This is a genomic window from Shewanella sp. M-Br, assembly GCF_036245925.1.
Classification (GTDB): domain Bacteria; phylum Pseudomonadota; class Gammaproteobacteria; order Enterobacterales; family Shewanellaceae; genus Shewanella; species Shewanella oncorhynchi.
The window spans coordinates 49,173-66,278 of record NZ_BJBV01000008.1 but is presented as its reverse complement, the minus strand read 5'-3'; the positions used below and the strand labels follow the sequence as shown (position 1 = coordinate 66,278).

At 45.2% G+C, this 17,106-nt stretch carries 12 protein-coding genes; 6 read left to right on the top strand and 6 right to left on the bottom strand.

Annotated features, from left to right (window positions below):
• Positions 1-151: 151 nt before the first annotated feature.
• The 3 genes from AAA952_RS08480 to AAA952_RS08470 all read left to right on the top strand — a co-directional run bounded on the left by AAA952_RS08480 (position 152) and on the right by AAA952_RS08470 (position 2,947).
• Positions 152-901, top strand: coding sequence for a winged helix-turn-helix domain-containing protein (locus AAA952_RS08480; RefSeq protein WP_105250092.1), 750 nt, complete (start codon positions 152-154; stop codon positions 899-901).
• The gene (locus AAA952_RS08475) at positions 894-1,448 is read left to right on the top strand and encodes a hypothetical protein (RefSeq protein ID WP_113939813.1); all 555 of its coding nucleotides are present in this window, start codon (positions 894-896) and stop codon (positions 1,446-1,448) included. Before AAA952_RS08480 ends, AAA952_RS08475 begins: the two co-directional genes overlap by 8 nt.
• A gap of 95 nt (positions 1,449-1,543) precedes the next feature.
• Positions 1,544-2,947: a hypothetical protein gene (locus tag AAA952_RS08470; protein WP_028761621.1), complete on the top strand. Its 1,404-nt coding sequence runs from the start codon at positions 1,544-1,546 to the stop codon at positions 2,945-2,947.
• Here AAA952_RS08470 and AAA952_RS08465 read toward each other — a convergent pair.
• The 6 genes from AAA952_RS08465 to AAA952_RS08440 all read right to left on the bottom strand — a co-directional run bounded on the left by AAA952_RS08465 (position 2,928) and on the right by AAA952_RS08440 (position 13,269).
• Positions 2,928-5,165: a PAS domain-containing protein gene (locus AAA952_RS08465; protein WP_338256073.1), complete on the bottom strand. Its 2,238-nt coding sequence runs from the start codon at positions 5,163-5,165 to the stop codon at positions 2,928-2,930. The genes AAA952_RS08470 and AAA952_RS08465 overlap by 20 nt on opposite strands.
• A gap of 190 nt (positions 5,166-5,355) precedes the next feature.
• Positions 5,356-6,063: a TatD family nuclease-associated radical SAM protein gene (locus tag AAA952_RS08460; RefSeq protein WP_263254789.1), complete on the bottom strand. Its 708-nt coding sequence runs from the start codon at positions 6,061-6,063 to the stop codon at positions 5,356-5,358.
• Between the two features lie 228 nt (positions 6,064-6,291).
• Positions 6,292-9,483, bottom strand: coding sequence for an efflux RND transporter permease subunit (locus tag AAA952_RS08455; protein WP_173246595.1), 3,192 nt, complete (start codon positions 9,481-9,483; stop codon positions 6,292-6,294).
• Entirely contained in the window at positions 9,483-10,694 is a 1,212-nt protein-coding gene (locus tag AAA952_RS08450; protein ID WP_113939815.1) for an efflux RND transporter periplasmic adaptor subunit, read from the bottom strand. The genes AAA952_RS08455 and AAA952_RS08450 overlap by 1 nt, the downstream gene beginning before the upstream one ends.
• A gap of 362 nt (positions 10,695-11,056) precedes the next feature.
• Positions 11,057-12,316, bottom strand: a complete 1,260-nt coding sequence (gene srmB / locus AAA952_RS08445; protein ID WP_105250089.1) for an ATP-dependent RNA helicase SrmB — start codon at positions 12,314-12,316, stop codon at positions 11,057-11,059.
• Positions 12,317-12,552: 236 nt separating this feature from the next.
• Positions 12,553-13,269 carry a tRNA1(Val) (adenine(37)-N6)-methyltransferase gene (locus AAA952_RS08440; protein WP_338256066.1) on the bottom strand — a complete coding sequence of 239 codons (717 nt, stop codon included), beginning with the start codon at positions 13,267-13,269 and terminating at the stop codon, positions 12,553-12,555.
• A 528-nt stretch (positions 13,270-13,797) separates the two neighbouring features.
• Between AAA952_RS08440 and brnQ the strand changes: the two genes are divergently transcribed.
• The 3 genes from brnQ to dsbC all read left to right on the top strand — a co-directional run bounded on the left by brnQ (position 13,798) and on the right by dsbC (position 17,099).
• Positions 13,798-15,210 (top strand): branched-chain amino acid transport system II carrier protein, encoded by a 1,413-nt coding sequence (gene brnQ, locus AAA952_RS08435; protein ID WP_173246583.1) that lies wholly within the window; start codon positions 13,798-13,800, stop codon positions 15,208-15,210.
• Positions 15,211-15,330: 120 nt separating this feature from the next.
• Positions 15,331-16,233, top strand: coding sequence for a site-specific tyrosine recombinase XerD (gene xerD / locus AAA952_RS08430; RefSeq protein ID WP_338256061.1), 903 nt, complete (start codon positions 15,331-15,333; stop codon positions 16,231-16,233).
• Positions 16,234-16,373: 140 nt separating this feature from the next.
• Positions 16,374-17,099 (top strand): bifunctional protein-disulfide isomerase/oxidoreductase DsbC, encoded by a 726-nt coding sequence (dsbC, locus tag AAA952_RS08425; RefSeq protein ID WP_105250085.1) that lies wholly within the window; start codon positions 16,374-16,376, stop codon positions 17,097-17,099.
• The last annotated feature ends 7 nt before the right edge of the window (positions 17,100-17,106 follow it).

The following is a 17,106-nucleotide window of genomic DNA, read 5'->3' as shown; positions in this document are numbered from 1 at the left end:
CTGTGAGTTAACGCATGTTTTTACCTAATAGCGCTGAACGTGGGGGTCGTCTCACGAAAATTAACTATTTGCTGACTTGGGTTAGCAAGATCACATTAATCATTAGTTAGTTTGCATAGACTTAACTTTGTGTTTTTATGGAGTTGAGTGGATGTTGATGCAATTGGGAGACTGCAGGTTTGATCGGGAACGAGGCATACTGATTGAGTTGTCTCGCGATGAATCTTGGCATCTTCCTCGAGCCGAGTTACAAGTACTTAATTTGCTTGTTGAGCATCAAGGTAAGTTGGTTTCTAAGCACATGCTGAAGACGGGTGATGGAAAACATCCGCCGCTAACTGATACCTCTGTGGCCCGTGCTGTTTTTATGCTTCGCAGCTTTCTTGGACCTCAATATGAGGGCTTGATTGAAACCGTGAAAGGCCAAGGTTATTTACTCCAACCATCTAATGGGACTGAGTTTAGAGGTGTTAATTACCTCAGATTGCACACAGTGCCTTTGTGGAGTGCCTTAGTGTTATTCGGGTTTATGTTAGCGTTTTCGGTGTTTTATTTGAATCATACGGATCACAGCAAGCCAACCCAAGCACTTATGACTTCAATATTACCTTTGGCTTCAGGCCAGCAAGTACGATTACACTTATTTGCTGATTCCAATACTAATAACACTTTACTCTTCGAATTAGGTGAGCGCTTAAGTGCAGGATTAATCGCCTGCGGTCAAAGTGATTGGGCTGATGTTTATGCTTCTTTGTCCCATGATAAACAAGTGCTTAATATTACTTTTCGAGGCGAAAAACTCGGTCAGTCAGTGATCCGTAATATTAAAATCAGTGATTTCACTCGACCGAAAACCTTCATCGATGCTGCTTGGCTGCAGGAGGTTAACATCTGTGGCTAAATGGCTAAAGTGGACGATTAATATTGTTATCTTGTCGGCATTGATTATGGCTTGCGGTGTGATATACAAACAGTCGGCTACTAATCAGACGATGATTCTAAATTGCAGCTCTGAATTATTCGACCGCCATTCTAGTGCCAATCCCAGCGGCAGCTCGAGTGTTAGCAGTGACGGTAAATTTTACCTACTCGTGGATGTTTTGATTGCCGCTGACAATACGCAGATCAATTATCGTTACTTTAATATTGACGGTACGAGTGCGGGCAATATTTTAATGCAAGGCAAAGTCGACAGTATTGAGGCCAATAGCATGACCTATAAAGTTACCGTTAAAACGAAAACGGAATCTGAAATTGAAAAGCAAAAAAATTGGCCAGAACATATGAAATATCTATCCTATATCAGCAGCTTACATTTTAATGACTCGGAAATGCACAATCTCAGTATCGAGGTGTTAGATATGGATGACACCAAAGATTATGCCGTGGTCCTTTTTCAGCCTAGCAATACCATTTGTGGATGCAGAATCGTAAATAGTCGAATTTAATCAGTGAATTTGAGTTTATTTCAGTTAAGATTAGTGCTCATTGATTTGTGATTACTGTGGTGAGTCTCCAGTGAGGGATTCATGAAAAGGGTGTTGTGTCTAAGATACGTGTAAAGCAAGAAGAATCCCTGTCGATTAAGTTCAGCCATCAGATGGAAAAGGGCGATAATCGTCAGCTTGATCTCTATTTCTTTTTACCTAAGGAAATGGGCATAGGCTCGCGCACGCTCAATGAAGAAGAGTACTACTACAGCTCAATAGTTGGACGTCGCTCATACTATTCAGAAGGCTTGCACTTACCTCTGGTGCAGGGGCGTTTTGCCAGTTTAAATCGCCGTACTGTTGAAGAGTTCAGGTTGTACCTAAATCTCTTCGCCTATCAGTTTGCGGTTGCGGTTGAAAACGATGTTAAAGAACTCAATCAAATCACAGATGTAACCCATTTTTATTTTGCCCTCGACGAATTACGCGAACAAATTGCCCAGTTGCTGAAAAAGTTTCGTCGTAACGAACCAGGTGATCCCAAATGGAAATCTTACTTTGAAAATGCTGATAACTACTTGTCTTGGTTTTGTGAGCAGCAGTTACTCAAAGTGCTCGCTTATGCCACTCGTACCAGTGATTTCAACGATATTTTAGAGCGGGTACTCACGCTCTGCCGTAATGAATGTGCCTATCGTGATGAGCATAAGTACAACTCAGCGCAAACTAAGCAAGATCCTAACCGTATCTCTAACAAGATGTTGTTGTTGCGCCGTTTAATCCAACAAGGTGTGGTACTCAAAGAAGAGTTAAAGCCTTTAGGAATTGGCCTTAAAAAGTTTACGACAGGACTGGCGACCGCATTAGTGATGTTGGTCGTGTCTGCGTTGATAATTCAAGCTCAGGGCGCCTTTAGTGGTTTTACTATTGCGCTAGTGCTGACCTTGGCCGTGATCTATGGTTTCAGGGAAATCTTTAAGGACGATGTGCGCAATGCCATGTGGCGATTTATTCAGCGGGGTCGACCACGTTGGAGCCGCATTTTACGGGATACTACGAGTCAGGCGGTTATCGCTAAGCAGTTGGTATGGCTTGAGTTTATGCGTCAGCAAGATCTACCCGAAAAAGTCAGTGACATTCTAAAGCACAGACATAGCCAAAATAAGGTCGATGCGGAAATTCTGCACTATAAAATCGCCACTAAGGTGAATCAGAGTGAGTTCCAAGCGGGATATTCGACTATTCAAGAGCAAGTGAGCTTTAGCTTAGTGCCTTTTGCCCGTTATTTAGAACGGGGTAAAGCGAAGATTTATAAGGAAGTTGAAGGCAAAATTAGTTATGAATCGGTTGAGCGGCGCTATCAAGTCAACCTGATTTTAGTGTTGCGTGATGGGCGCGAAGCCCCGCAGTATATCCGCTATAAAATCACCATGAACCGCTCGGCAATTATAGAAATTACCCAGAGTCAGTTGCCTGACTCAGTTAATGCACCCGAATCTACGATTGATGACGAGTAAAGGCTTGACCGATATTCTGATCGTTATTTTGCTTCGCCCGTTTTAGGGCGACTTCGGCATTATTCAAATATTGCTCTAATGTCTGGCCTTCTTGATAACCCGCAATACCAATACTAATACCTTCCCCTAAGCCATTACCATTGAGCTTTTCCATCATATTGAGGGCAAAGTTGTGCGCATGGGTGGCGTCTGTGTCAGGTAACATCACAATGAGCTTCCCTAGCTGCCAATGCAGAATTTGATAATTAGCTGGAATTTCAAGCAATAATTGCACTTCTATTTCTTGCTGACGATTTGCCAGTTGGTCGATATCACTCATGTGGCTTAGCATGCCCTCTGGATTGATATCCATTAACAGTAAGCTTGAACTGAGACGGCTTGGTGGCGGCAGAGAGTTAAAGTAACGTTCTAAATCTGCCAAATTCAGCAGAATAGTACTGCGATGGGGTACAAGGTTACGCTTCTCTGTGCCTCGGCCACGCTCGGCGGCTTGCTCTAAAGTGCAGACGATATAATCAATCTCACCATCGGCAGCCACATGGCCCTTCAATGTGGCTTGCAAACAATTGGAATGCGCCTGTTTAGGTGAGCATAGAATTTGCCCTTGCCACTGACCTTGCATGGCAATTTGGGCGCTGATCCTCTGCCATTGATTGCCTAAATCATTCGCGAGTAATGACGCTAAATCTTGATTTAAATCGCCATTGAGTTGCATTAACGCATCGAATACAGGATTGATTTTAATCAGTTTACCGTTAGCATCTGTGAGGGCTGTCGCGACTGTGTTATCGCATAAAAGCTCACTGAGAAAAGCATTTTGTTTGCTGCTGATTAACTCACTGATGTCCTCAAGGGTGATTAATAGATGTGGTGAGCCTCGGCTCGCCCTTGGTGCTTGGCGGATATGAACGCGTAAAGTAGGGCCATCGATACTCTCTAGACTGATTTCACCAGACCATTGACCTGTTTTATGTACCTGCTCCATTAACTCCGTGTAGGTTTTATCATCGAGGCATAAGGTACGCTGTAGGCTTCGGTCTGTCAGTTCATCTAATGGTACTAAGGTCGCTTGTGCCGCTTTAGTATTGGCGCTGATGACTCTGGCATTTTCGTTGACCATCATAAAGCCGATGTCACTATTAAATAAGCCATTAGCAACATCAATACTGTATTGGCGTGAACGCTGTTGTAAGCGATACATGTGGCTGAGTAGTACAACCCAAGCGGCTAAAACCGTTAATATTAACGATGCCACAATGACAATGTTTTGCCATTGTGAGAAACGAGCAGCTATGTCTGAGTTGCGCACATAGGAGAGTAAAAAATATTCTCTGTGGGTCTCAGGTTGGGCTGTGAGTTCGATTTTAAGGTAAACAAAAGTGGCTTCTTCACCGTGGAATTGCCCAAAGTTGCTCATGGACATATCGCGCCACAGGGCCGGATAGCTCTGTCTTAAACTTGCTCCTAAGGTCTCTGGCATATTGCTTAGAGGGGCGAGATCGCTCGCGCCAGCATAGAGTAATCCTTGAGTATCTAGCACTAACATAGGGGACTTATTGCTCGAAAAGGCTGGTTTTATGGCCTCCAGCATTTTTACCATAGAGTTGTATGTCACCAGATAACCGATAGAACTCTGATCGGGCTTCTCGAGCCACGCCATTTGATACATATAAGGTTCAAGCATGCCGTCTATCGGAACAAATTCCAGGGGCGAGGTATAGACCTCCTTGCCACCCATGCTCCGACTCGCTCCAAGTAAGGTCGGTGGTAAGGCATCTTTATTGAAATTAGGGGGAGTTGAGAATTTATAGTTACCTTGGGGATCGTACAGTGCAATGCCGAGTAACTCAGGAATATGTTTTACTAGATCTTGCCAGTTTTCCTGCAATTTAAGTTGTTGCTTGGCGGTAGGATTGCTTAAGTATTGTTTTAGCAGTTCCCCATTGGCGAAAATTTGGGTTCGAAATTGCTGAAAAGACACTTTATCTGCGATCAATGAGCCTATGGTTTGCAGTTCACTGTATCTTTGCGTTGCCCACTCTTCTTGCAGGCGTCGTTCACCTAACGTAATGATTAAGTGAGTTAAAATAATCATGCCAATCACCAGCATAGAAAGCTGGCTTGCAATAGCGAGTAAGCGTTGATGCGACCAATAGATCCCTTGGGTTAAAGAGAGCAGTGGCGCAGCGGGATACGTGCTTGGGTTATTCTTCAGCATGAACCGATTATGAGTGGGTGAACTGTTAATTTCGCTATGTTAACACGAAAGAATTGTTACGACAGTGCCAAGTTACTCAGCAAGATTTCTTGAGTAAAAGTTAAGACGATTCACACATGTACCACTCACGTAATCGACAGTGTTATCTGCTTGGGTATTTCAGTCGATTTTGGCTGTATTAGAATGCCGTTTAGCCTAAGGCGCCTAATATGCGATGCTTGAATTCGCAGCCGTAGGACTCAACTTGTTCACGACAGATGTCGATATCAACACCCGCTAATCCTTCGATGGCCGAAACTTGTACCGTTTCAATATAGTGTGGCGCTAATGCGATGAAGGCATGTACGGCGGCATAAGAACCGGCGAGTTTGGGGCGACAATGTTCCATATAGGCGGCTTCATTATCCGCATTGAGGGAAATGGATAAACTATCAACGCAGTTGGCTAGTTCCGGCAAAATATTGCGCCTATGGACTAAATTACCTAAACCATCGGTATTAATACGTACCCGTCCGCCTCTTTGTTTAATTTCTTTCGCCACCGCCAGCAAGGTTGGAAGATTTAAGGTCGGTTCGCCATAGCCACAAAACACATATTCTTCGAAGTCTTTAACATCGCCAAGCAGTGGAATAATTTCTTCGGGCTTAGGTTGGTGACACAGTGCCAGTTGATATTCGTGGATCTGTTTACTGCCATTATGTTTTGGACAAAACGCGCAGCGCAGGGTGCAGCGACCTGTAATATTAAGGTAGCGACTGCGACGAATATCATAGACAAGCGTTTCAGTCGCACAGGTTTCATTTGCGCAGACTTCATCTGTTATGTGACCGTTTGCTAGGGTTTCTGTGGTGACAACTTGTGGTTTATCAATATTTTGCTTGTGCAGATGCTCAGACATAATGATGGGTTTCATTCTAACGATAGCTGACGATTTAAACACAGTGTAGCGAAAGCCTGATGCGATAACTGTCAACTAGATCGCAACTTGAAAGCTCAAGCCACTCGCAGCAGACTCAAAATGACATAGATGATTAAGAGGTTATTGACTCGCACAGAGGATTAAAAAGAGAGCCTAAGCTCTCTTTTTAAGGTTCAAGACATTGATTAACTGCTTCTAGTTAACTTCCTATAGATAGTCTTTTTTATAGTCAGTGGGGACCGGCGGCTCTAAATGCTCAGGTGTAAAGTCCACTTCATGGTCTTTTTTAGGCTGCCACCACCAATGGAAGAAGCGGCTGCTAGTGCGCTTAATGTCGTCGAGTATGATGTACAGCAAGGGCACTAAAATTAGCGTCACAAGGGTCGAGAACAGGATACCGAAGGCGAGGGATGTCGCCATAGGGATCACTATTTGCGCCTGCAAACTACGCTCGAGAATAATAGGCACTAAGCCGACGAAGGTGGTGAGTGACGTCAGGATGATCGCCCTAAAACGATAACAGCCTGAATCGACCGCAGCCTGTCTGACCGACTGCCCTTGCTCCCGCGCACGGTTCACAAAGTCCACCAAAATCAAGGAGTCGTTCACCACCACTCCCGCTAATGCCACTATGCCGCAGAGACTTAACACGCTCATCGCGAGTCCCTGAATTAAGTGACCAAACAGAGCGCCGATAATCCCGAAGGGGATCACAGACATGATGATTAACGGCTGACTGTAGGATTTAAGTGGCACGGCCATCAAAGCATAAATGGTGAACAGCGCAAAGAAGAAGCCTTGCATCAAACCGACCATGGCATTCTGTTCATCCAAACTGCCACCGTCCAGTGCAGTTTGGATTTTAGGGTACTTGGCCTGCAATTGTGGCAGGTAATCTTTTTGGATTTCCTGTACCACTTTTGAAGGTTCAACGATGTTTTTGTTGGCATTTGCCGTGATGGTGATCGCTCGCTTACCGTCAACACGGGTAATTGAGGCGTAGGATTCGCCTTTCTCAATTTGTGCCACGGTCGAGAAGGGAACCGAGGTGCCCGTTGGCGTGCGGATCAGCATATTTTCAAGATAACCCACAGTACGACGTTGCTCTAATGGGTAGCGCACCATCACCTTGATTTCTTCTTTATTACGTAAAATACGTTGGGCTTCATAACCATAGAAACCGTAACGCACTTGGCGAGCTAAATCGGAAAGGGTCAGGCCAAGGGCTTCAGCCTCTGGGCGTATCTTCAGGCGAATTTCATGACTGCCCGAGGAGAAGTTGTCGGCAATATCGTACACGCCTTCGTAGCTGGCGAGTTTTTGCTTCAACTCTTTAGAGGCCGCGGACAGTTCATCGAGGTCACTCGAGGTCAGTCTGAAGGAAATATCGCCACCGGCATCGTTGGTGCTCGCGTTAAAGCTGAGTTTTTTAACCGACAAAAGCTCAGGCAATTGTTCACGCCACGCGGCAGCAATCGTCACGCCATCGACTTCACGGTCTTCACCTTTCGTCAGTTCGGCAAAAATGAAGGCAGAGGTACGGGAGCTCATATTGATAAAGCTATGCTTCACCACTTGATAGCCGTTATCTTTCTCCATTTTTTCGTTCATCTTGTACAGGGCTTCTTCTATGCTCTGTACCACTTTTAAGGTGTTACCTTCGGAGCTGCCTTCATCCATTTCAAGTTCAACTTGAATAAAGTCTGAGGGAATGTCTGGGAAAAATACCCAGCGCACTTTGCCACTGGCGACTAAGGCAATCGACAGAATCAATACACCGATAAAGGCAGCGACCACGTTGTATCTGTGTTTGATACAGCGCTCGAGGAAGTTGCGATAGCTGTGGTGAATAAAGTATTGCACTCTGTCGTTAAAATTGGCTTTTAGGTGGCCAAAGAATCCCTTTGGTGCGCCAGGTTTTTTAAACTTCATGTGCGCTAAATGCGCTGGCAGAATGAACTTAGACTCTACCAGTGAGAAGGCTAAACAGAGGATGACCACCATACCGATGGATTTCCAGATAATCCCCATAGGGCCAGAAACCATTAACATGGGAATAAATGCCGCAATTGTAGTTAAGACCCCGAAGGTCGCGGGCATCGCCACTTTTTGCGCGCCGCGGATCACGTTCTCAACCGAGTGACCGTGGCGTTCGACCTCTGTGTAGGCACTCTCGCCGATGACAATAGCATCATCCACCACTATTCCGAGCACCAAGATAAAAGCGAATAGGGTCAACATGTTGATCGTCATGGAGAAAGGTTCGAGCGGCATGACCAACATAGTGCCGAGGAAACACACGGGTATCCCCATCATGACCCAAAATGCTAACTTCAGATCGAGGAACATGGCTAAGATGATAAACACCAACAAGGCACCGTAAAACATGTTCGACATCATCATGTCTAAGCGGCCCTGGAGATAGTGGGTCATATCACCCCAAGTATCGAGTTGAGCGTTAGCTGGCAGTGTGGCGCGGCGCTGTTCTACGTACTGTTTAACTTGGTCTGCAATGTCTAAGGCGTTTTGATCATCAATGCTGGTAACTTCAATAATCGCAGCGGGTTTGCCGTTAAAGCGGGTATATTCCAAACGTTCTTCGAAATCATCTTTGATGGTAGCTACTTGTGGCAGCATCACGCGGCTACCGTCGGCGCGAGTTGTGACGACTATATTGGCAAAGTCATCGCCCGTGTAGGCTTGGCCTTTGGTGCGCAATAGGATATCGCCATCTTGAGCACGAATAGAGCCGCCTGGTAAGTCTAAGGAAGAGTTTTGCACTGCTAATGCGACCTGCGAGAAGGTCAAACCGTACTCTCGTAACTTATTCTCAGAAACTTCAATACCGATTTCATAATCGCGCACCCCAGTCACTTTCGCACGGGTTACCGCGGGGAGTTGGGTTAAATCGTCACGAACCGACTTAGCCAATTCTTTCATATCGTGGAGTGTCATATCGCCATAAACAGACACCCAAATGACGTTATTCTCAGGTTTGATTTGAGAGATATTCGGTTTTTCGATGTTCACTGGGAAGGTTGAAATTGCATCTAACCGCAGTTTGGCTTCATCGAGAATGGTCTGCACTTCGTAACCGTCTTCAACTTCAACGGTAATCGAGCCAACGCCTTCGCTAGCCACAGAAGTCACTTTCTTGATGCCGTTGATATCTTGGATGGCTTCTTCAATCTTGATGTTGATGCCTTCTTCGATTTCCTGTGGCGCCGCACCTGGATAGGCGACGGAAATATTTAATAAATTGAGTTCGAAAGAAGGAAAAACCTCTTTATTAATCAAAATACTGCTGAACAGGCCGCCGATGAGTAGAACACACATTAATAAGTTCGCGGCCACACTGTTGCGGGCGAACCAAGCTAAGATCCCTTTTTGAGTGTCCATTATTTAACTCCAGCGGCCGCAAGACTCGATTCAGGAGTATTTTCTTTTGGTGTCTCAGTAGGCAATGCCGCTTCACCTAAGATTTTGACCATTTGCCCATTTGCCATACTGTTGAAGTGGGTCGTAGCGACGCGTTCACCCGTTTTTAGACTGTCTTTGATGAACACATTTTCTAAATCACTACGAACCACATTTACTTGGCGCATTTCAATGATATTTTTGTCGTTGACTAGGGCGACTTGGTCGTTACGAACCACATGGCGGGGTAATTTAACTATGCCATCGACAGTGCGGCCCTTGATGACTGCATTGACGAAGCTACCGTATTTAAGTGGTAAGCTACCTGGCACTTTATTCGCGCGCAGATAGGGATCTTTGATTTCTGCGACTAAATACACCATGCGATTTTCGGCATCGATAACACCTTCACTGCGGATAATATTGCCTTCCCAAGTATTTTCTTTGCCCGCCAAAGAGGCGCTAAGCGTGACTTGGGTATCGGGATTATCGACAGACTCTAAATAGGCTAAATCATCATTAGAAATGGGTAAGCGGATTTCGGCAACGCGAGTATCGTAGAGCTCACCTAGATTAGTGCCTAAGCTAACGTATTGACCTAAATCGACATTTCTAACTTTGATTATGCCATCAAAGGGCGCGCGAATAACCGTGCGCTCAAGGTTACGTTGGGCACGCGCCAGTGCTGCCTGCGCATATTTTACGTTAGCTTGTTCTTTTTTGAGTTGCGGGATACGTAGACCTAACTCAGGGGGCAAGCCCTTATCGTAGCCTTTGAATTCGATTTTAGCGACTTCACCACGGGCTATTTCTTCGTTCAGTGCGGCGGTGGCTTGGGCCAGCGTCGCTTCGGCTTGCATTAAGTCAGCCTCGTAATCTGAGGGCTCGATTTGCGCTAATTGGTCGCCTTTCTTGACTATGCCACCTGCAACAAAATGAGGGGAGATAGTGAGCATTCTGCCTTGAACTTCGGTTACGAGTTGTGTTTTATACTTTGGGGTAACCACGCCGTAGGAAGGTAAGTTTAGCGATACTGTTTGCTGAGTCACTTGCGTGACATCAACGATAGGAATGGGCATCTCTTCAGGTTTTTGTTCTGGCGCCTCCTTCGTTTGCATTAATAAGGCTGCGCCAAAGACAAACAGCAGCAGAATAAGAAAAGGAGACAGTCTCCTCAGTAGGGTCTTCATCATATAATGGTTAAATCCATGCTAATCGCGTAATGGGGTTAAAGTAGCAGAGTCGGCCACGCCAATAAATTTATTTTTGTAAATTAAATGTTTCTAAAAGTGATGCCGCGACAGATATGCTCATCATGCATCGATATTTGGGCGAAAATTAGAGCAGAAAGGTGATGAAAGGTTCAGTTAGGTAATTGGAATATATTGAAATAAGAATGAATACGTATTGGGGTTAACTGCTCTAAATCCGCCGCATTTCATTCTATATAATTAAACATAGCAGGATATTTTTAGTAAAATCACCCACGTAAGTTATATTTTGGTAATAAAAAAGCCGCATATAGCGGCTTTAGTTTGGTGAATTTAAGCGGGTGTTACTTTTTCTTACGGGCGATTTTACTCGCTTTCTTTGCCGCTTCTTTCTTGCTCGTTTTCTTCGCAGCTTCTTTCGCTTTCACTTTGGCTTTTTTCTTACCCGGTGTGCGCGCTTCTTTATTCTTTGGACGCAGCTCTTCGATCACGCGGCGTTTCAACGGTTGCTCGATATAACGCTCGATTTTACCGACGATACGCATGTCGTGGGCTTCGGCAAGCGAAATCGCGGTACCTTTTGCGCCAGCGCGGCCAGTACGGCCAATGCGGTGGATATAAGTGTCGGCAGAACGTGGCATATCGAAGTTGATCACATGGGTGATATCGTCGATATCGATACCGCGTGCAGCCACATCGGTCGCTAACAAGACATTGACTTCACCTTTAGTAAAGCGACTCAAGGCTTGGAAGCGTTTCTTCTGTTCCATATCGCCACGCATAAAGGCGCAGGGAATACCGACTTTCAGTAACTGGCCTTCTAGGCTAGAAACGATGTCGCGGGTTTTCACAAATACGATAGTCCGTTTGACATCTTCTTGGCGTAGCAGATGACACAACAGCGCAAATTTATGCTCTTTATCATCGGCTAAGTGGATCCATTGGTGGATCTTGGCTTTTTCACTGCGAGGGGCTTCAACATCGATTTCAATCGGGTCGTTTAACACTTCACGGGCAAAACGTTGTACACCGCCGCCTTCTAAGGTGGCAGAAAACAGCATGTTCTGTTTGCGGCCTTGGGCCTCAATAGCAATGGCTTGCACCACAGAAGAGAAGCCCATGTCTAACATGCGATCGGCTTCGTCGATAATTAAGATATCGACTTCTTGGGCATTGAAATTGCCTTTGTCTAAATATTCCATCAGGCGGCCTGGGGTCGCGACCAGAATATCGACGTTGCCTGCTAAGGCTTCTTCCTGTGGTCCATAAGGAACGCCACCAGTAACGATAGCAATATCTAAACCTTGGCCCGTGGCTAGGTGGCTCGCATAACGGTGGATTTGGCTGGCTAACTCACGGGTTGGCGTGAGAATTAGCACCCTTGCTTGTCCAGCAAAACGACGGGGAAAGTCGATCAAATGTTGTAGCGATGGCAGTAAAAAGCTCGCTGTTTTACCTGTTCCTGTCGGGGCGCGCGCAAGAATATCTCTTTGCTCTAGGGCGTAAGGAATCGTTTCTTGCTGAATCGTAGTGGGTGAATGATGCCCCATGGCATTAAGCGACTCTAATAAGCTAGGGTCAAGCTGGAAATCTTCAAATTGCATGCGCAGCGTCTCGACGGATAATAGCGAAGCATTATAAAGGTTATGGCGGTTAACTTAAATAACTTATCTAGATCTCCTGTGTTTATCTTCTGAGTCAGTAAAGTTTTATGGTAATTGGCATAAGTTAATTACTTTTAGGTCAATGTATTAGCATTTAATTTGTGGGAAATTGGACCTTTCGTTAAATTTGCCAAACTTAGCTAGCTTTACTTAATGTGTCAGGATTGGACTCGATATCAGTATTTAAGGTAAAAATCTTGGACCAATTGCACCATGGTTTGTGTGTATTGGCCTGAACGTTCACGAATAGTGATATCACTGAGCTTTGGAGCCATTTGCGGGTGAGTCTTATGGGCGAGTACGCAGAGTACTCGATTAGCACTTTTCCCTACAATGCTGATAAGGTTGGTTATTTCAATCAAATTGAGCTGGGAGTGCGTTAAAATTTCGTCGAAACGGGCCATACTCTGCATTGGTAATATGAGACTTGCCTTTCCTTGTGGTGCTAGGCACACATGAATGGCATCGAGTAGTGCGGTAAAGCTTAAGCTATCTGTGTGGCGGGCCATAGCGCGCTGGGATTGTATCGCTTGCGTGCCTTGCTCAAAATAGGGGGGATTACAAATTATGTGTTCAAAATACCCTTGATACTCAGTTTGTTGGTAAAAGTCTTGGATGCTGCAATTAACTAAGGTCAGTCGATTGGCCCAAGGACTATTGTGGAAGTTATGTTGGCAAGCATGGACGGCATTGGTGTCTAATTCGACACTGGTGATATGTGCTTGACTGCGCTGAGCTGCCATTAAACTGAGTAAGCCGCTGCCTGCGCCTATATCTAAGATTGATTTCGCGGTGGTCAGTTGTGCCCATGCCCCAAGGACGACGCTGTCTGTGCCTACGGCCATGCCGCAATTCATGTCATCGATATGAAATTGTTTAAAAGTGAATGCCATGGGGAGTTAATTTTGCCGTTCTAAAGTGATTTAGGCCCAATATTGGGCGCGCAATATTCTAATTCTAGCCCTCGTTTTTAGCTAATGTTTTTAAACAGTCGCATCTGTCCTAGCTGTATGAATTTGTGTCGCCAAATCATTTACTATTTTACGTGGCAATACTGATTTCACTTAATTAACGCTTTAATTTATTGCCTTAGAAACCTTTTATTAGCAGTTAATTAGCATTATTTAGCTTTTTTTGCCTGAACGGACTTGTTGTCTTGTATTGATGCTTTAAGTCTGGTATTAGTTTCGCCCCCATTTTTAATCACTTTTAAGATTAACGGATAGGTAAACGAGTTTGTTGGTGAATTAGTCGTCAGTTAGGCTACATAAACGTTCGCCATCGTTTATAAACTCGGCAGATATCGAACATATTTACCACGGAATTGTGTAAACATAGATTTGCACTCCGGATGGGCTTTGTTTTAGCTATGGCTAATCGACACATAATCACTTAAGTTTGTAAAAAAACAATAAGACAAGATGGGGCTTCCAGTGCAAGACAATCAGATGAGTATCGGAGATACATTAGGCTTAGGTTTTATGACCTTTGCGTTCTTTTTAGGTGCGGGAAACCTAATTTTTCCACCATTCGCGGGTATGTTAGCGGGCGAAAATATGCCCCTCGCCATGTTGGGTTTTTTGATTACCGCCGTAGGTTTACCTTTAGTTGGACTGATTGCTGTCGCTAAGGCTCAAGGTAAGGTTATGGCTATGCTGCCAGTATTTGCAGCAACGACATTGGCCGTCGCGATTTACATTATTATCGGCCCCGCTTTTGCTGCGCCGCGTACGGGATTAGTGGCTTACGAGATTGGCGCTAAGCCATTTATCGATGACACTACGGCAACGTTTTTGCTGGGCAGTTTGGAATTAAACCTGACGCAACTGCTATACACACTAGGTTTCTTCGCTGTCACTATGTTGCTGGCGCTTTTCCCTGGTAAGTTGCTCGATAGCGTAGGTAAAGTATTAACGCCTATTTTATTGATTTTGTTGGTCGGATTAGCCGTTTCAGTGCTGTTTTTACCTGCATCCGAAGTGGGCCAAGCAGTGGGGGATTACCAACAGCATCCGCTGACCAAAGGTATTTTGGAAGGCTATAACACTATGGATACGTTAGCATCCTTGATGTTTGGTATGTTGATTATTGATATCTTGCGTAAAAAGGGCATTGACCAACCCAGTGATCAAACTAAGTATCTAATCCGTGCAGCCTTTATTGCCGCCGCTGGTTTAACTTTTGTGTATGTGTCCTTGTTCTTTTTAGGTGCAACCGCCGGCGATATCGCTATCGGCACTAAAAATGGCGGCGAAATATTAACAAATTACGTGACCCGCGAGTTTGGGGAACTAGGCTCAGTCTTGTTGTCATCAGTCGTGACTTTAGCTTGTTTAACCACTGCGGTTGGGCTAGTGAGTGCGTGTTCTGAGTTCTTTAATGAGCTAATGCCTAAACTGTCTTACCGTTTCCTGGTGATCTTTTTAAGCTTGATATGCGCTGTGATTGCGAACGTGGGCCTAAGTCAGTTGATTGCTATTAGTATTCCCGTATTAATGACGATTTATCCTGTGGCTATTGCTCTTGTGGTTGTGACTTTCCTGACCGCTTATTTTGCGAATCCACAGTTTGCACATCGGGCAGTACTGAGCGTGGCACTGTTTTTCGGCATCTTCGATGGTCTTAAAGTGGCAGCGAAAAGTTTGACTGACGCTGATGGTCAAGCCATGAATGGCTTAGCACAGGGCTTTATCCATATAGTGAATGTTATGTCTCCAGTGTTATCTAAGCTGCCACTCTATGAAGAAGGTATGGCTTGGTTATTGCCGACCATTGCGACGATTGCACTGTGTTTAGTATTCGGTCGTGGCCGTGGTCAAACGGCTGCAGCCTAGGCTTTGCATTCTAGTTCTCGTCTTTATGCTTAACTCAGTTAAGCTTATGCAGGCTTAGACATATTTAAATTAATATCAACGGCGTATCATTTGATTACGCCGTTTTTTTATGGAGTATTTGTGCCTAAAACCTATATGCCAGATCCACTTATCGATGCTTTTCTTGATGATCTTTGGTCAAGCAAAGGACTGAGTGATAACACGCTATCGGCCTATCGTACCGATCTACGCCATTTTGATCGTTATCAAGGTCAGCAAGGAGTGACGTTACTCGCGGTTTCTCAGACCGATATTAGGGCATATCTGGCCTTTAGAGTTGAGCAGAATTTTGCGCGTACCAGTAGCGCTCGGCTGCTCAGCAGCTTACGGCGTTTCTATACTTATCTGGTGCAGACCAAGCAGATTTCAGCCGATCCTATGGCCTTAGTAGAGTCACCTAAGTTAACGCGCCATTTGCCGGATTCTCTGAGTGAGTCGCAGGTTGACCGTTTACTGTCTGAGCCCAATGTGGATGATGCCGTCGAATGCCGTGACAAGGCAATGCTAGAGCTTTTGTATGCAACTGGCCTCAGGGTGAGTGAACTTGTCGGCTTGACCATGGAGCAAATGAGTTTGCGCCAAGGCTTAGTACGTATTGTGGGCAAGGGTGGCAAAGAGCGTCTTGTGCCGCTGGGGGAATTGGCTATTACCGAAGTGGAGGGCTACATGAAATTTGCTCGCCAAGAGTTGCTCGATAATAAGCAATCCGATGTGGTATTTCCGTCGAAACGCGGTCAGATGATGACGCGGCAAACTTTTTGGCATCGGATTAAACTTTATGCTCTGCGTGCGGGGATTGAAACTGCATTATCACCGCACACTTTACGACATGCTTTTGCCACTCATTTGCTCAATCACGGTGCCGATCTGCGGGTTGTCCAACTGTTATTAGGTCACAGCGACTTATCGACCACGCAGATTTATACCCATGTCGCACGGGCAAGATTGCAGGAATTGCATCAACAGCATCATCCTAGAGGCTAAAAAAGGATTTAGTTACAGCATAAATTTGCTTTCCGCGCGGCTTGTCTGTAACTTTTTGCCCCTATACAGGGTCTATTGAATATCTCGAGTTAGAACGGCCCCAATATCTCGTTGTAGCGACACAATTTATAGGATGTCCCATGAAGTTGACCCCAGCATTATCCTTAGTTTTTGCCCTCCTAGTTGCACCACTTGCCAGCGCTGCCACTGCGACGTCTCCCGATACCGCTGCGATTAAGCAAAAACTCGGTGAGATGTTAGATGTTGAAGTCATTTCTATGCAGGACTCACCAATTGAGGGCTTGTATCAAGCCATGACCAACCGCGGCGTGCTCTATATTAGCCGTGATGGTTCAAAATTATTCCACGGTAGTGTGTATGATATCGATAAGGGCATGAAAAACTTAACCGAAGCCGCATTAGCGGGTCCGCGTTTAGAAATGATGAAGCCGCTTGAAGAGAATATGCTTGTCTATAAAGCGAAAAACGAAAAACACGTGGTCACTGTATTTACCGATGTTAGCTGTGGATATTGCCGTAAACTGCATAGCCAAATGTCTGACTACAATAAACTTGGTATTACAGTGCGTTACTTAGCCTTCCCGCGCGCGGGTGTGCCGTCAGCTAATGCCGACGAGATGCAAGCTATCTGGTGTGCTAAAGATCCATTAAAAGCCATGACTGATGCTAAAGCGGGCAGCAAAGTTGCCGCGGCAACATGTGATGCTAAAATTGCCGAGCAATATGCGTTAGGCACAACCTTTGGTGTAAATGGTACGCCTGCAATCGTATTAGAAGATGGCAATATGATCCCTGGTTATCAACCGCCTGAAGACTTATTACGCACCTTAGAGGCACGTCAGTAACAGCCTA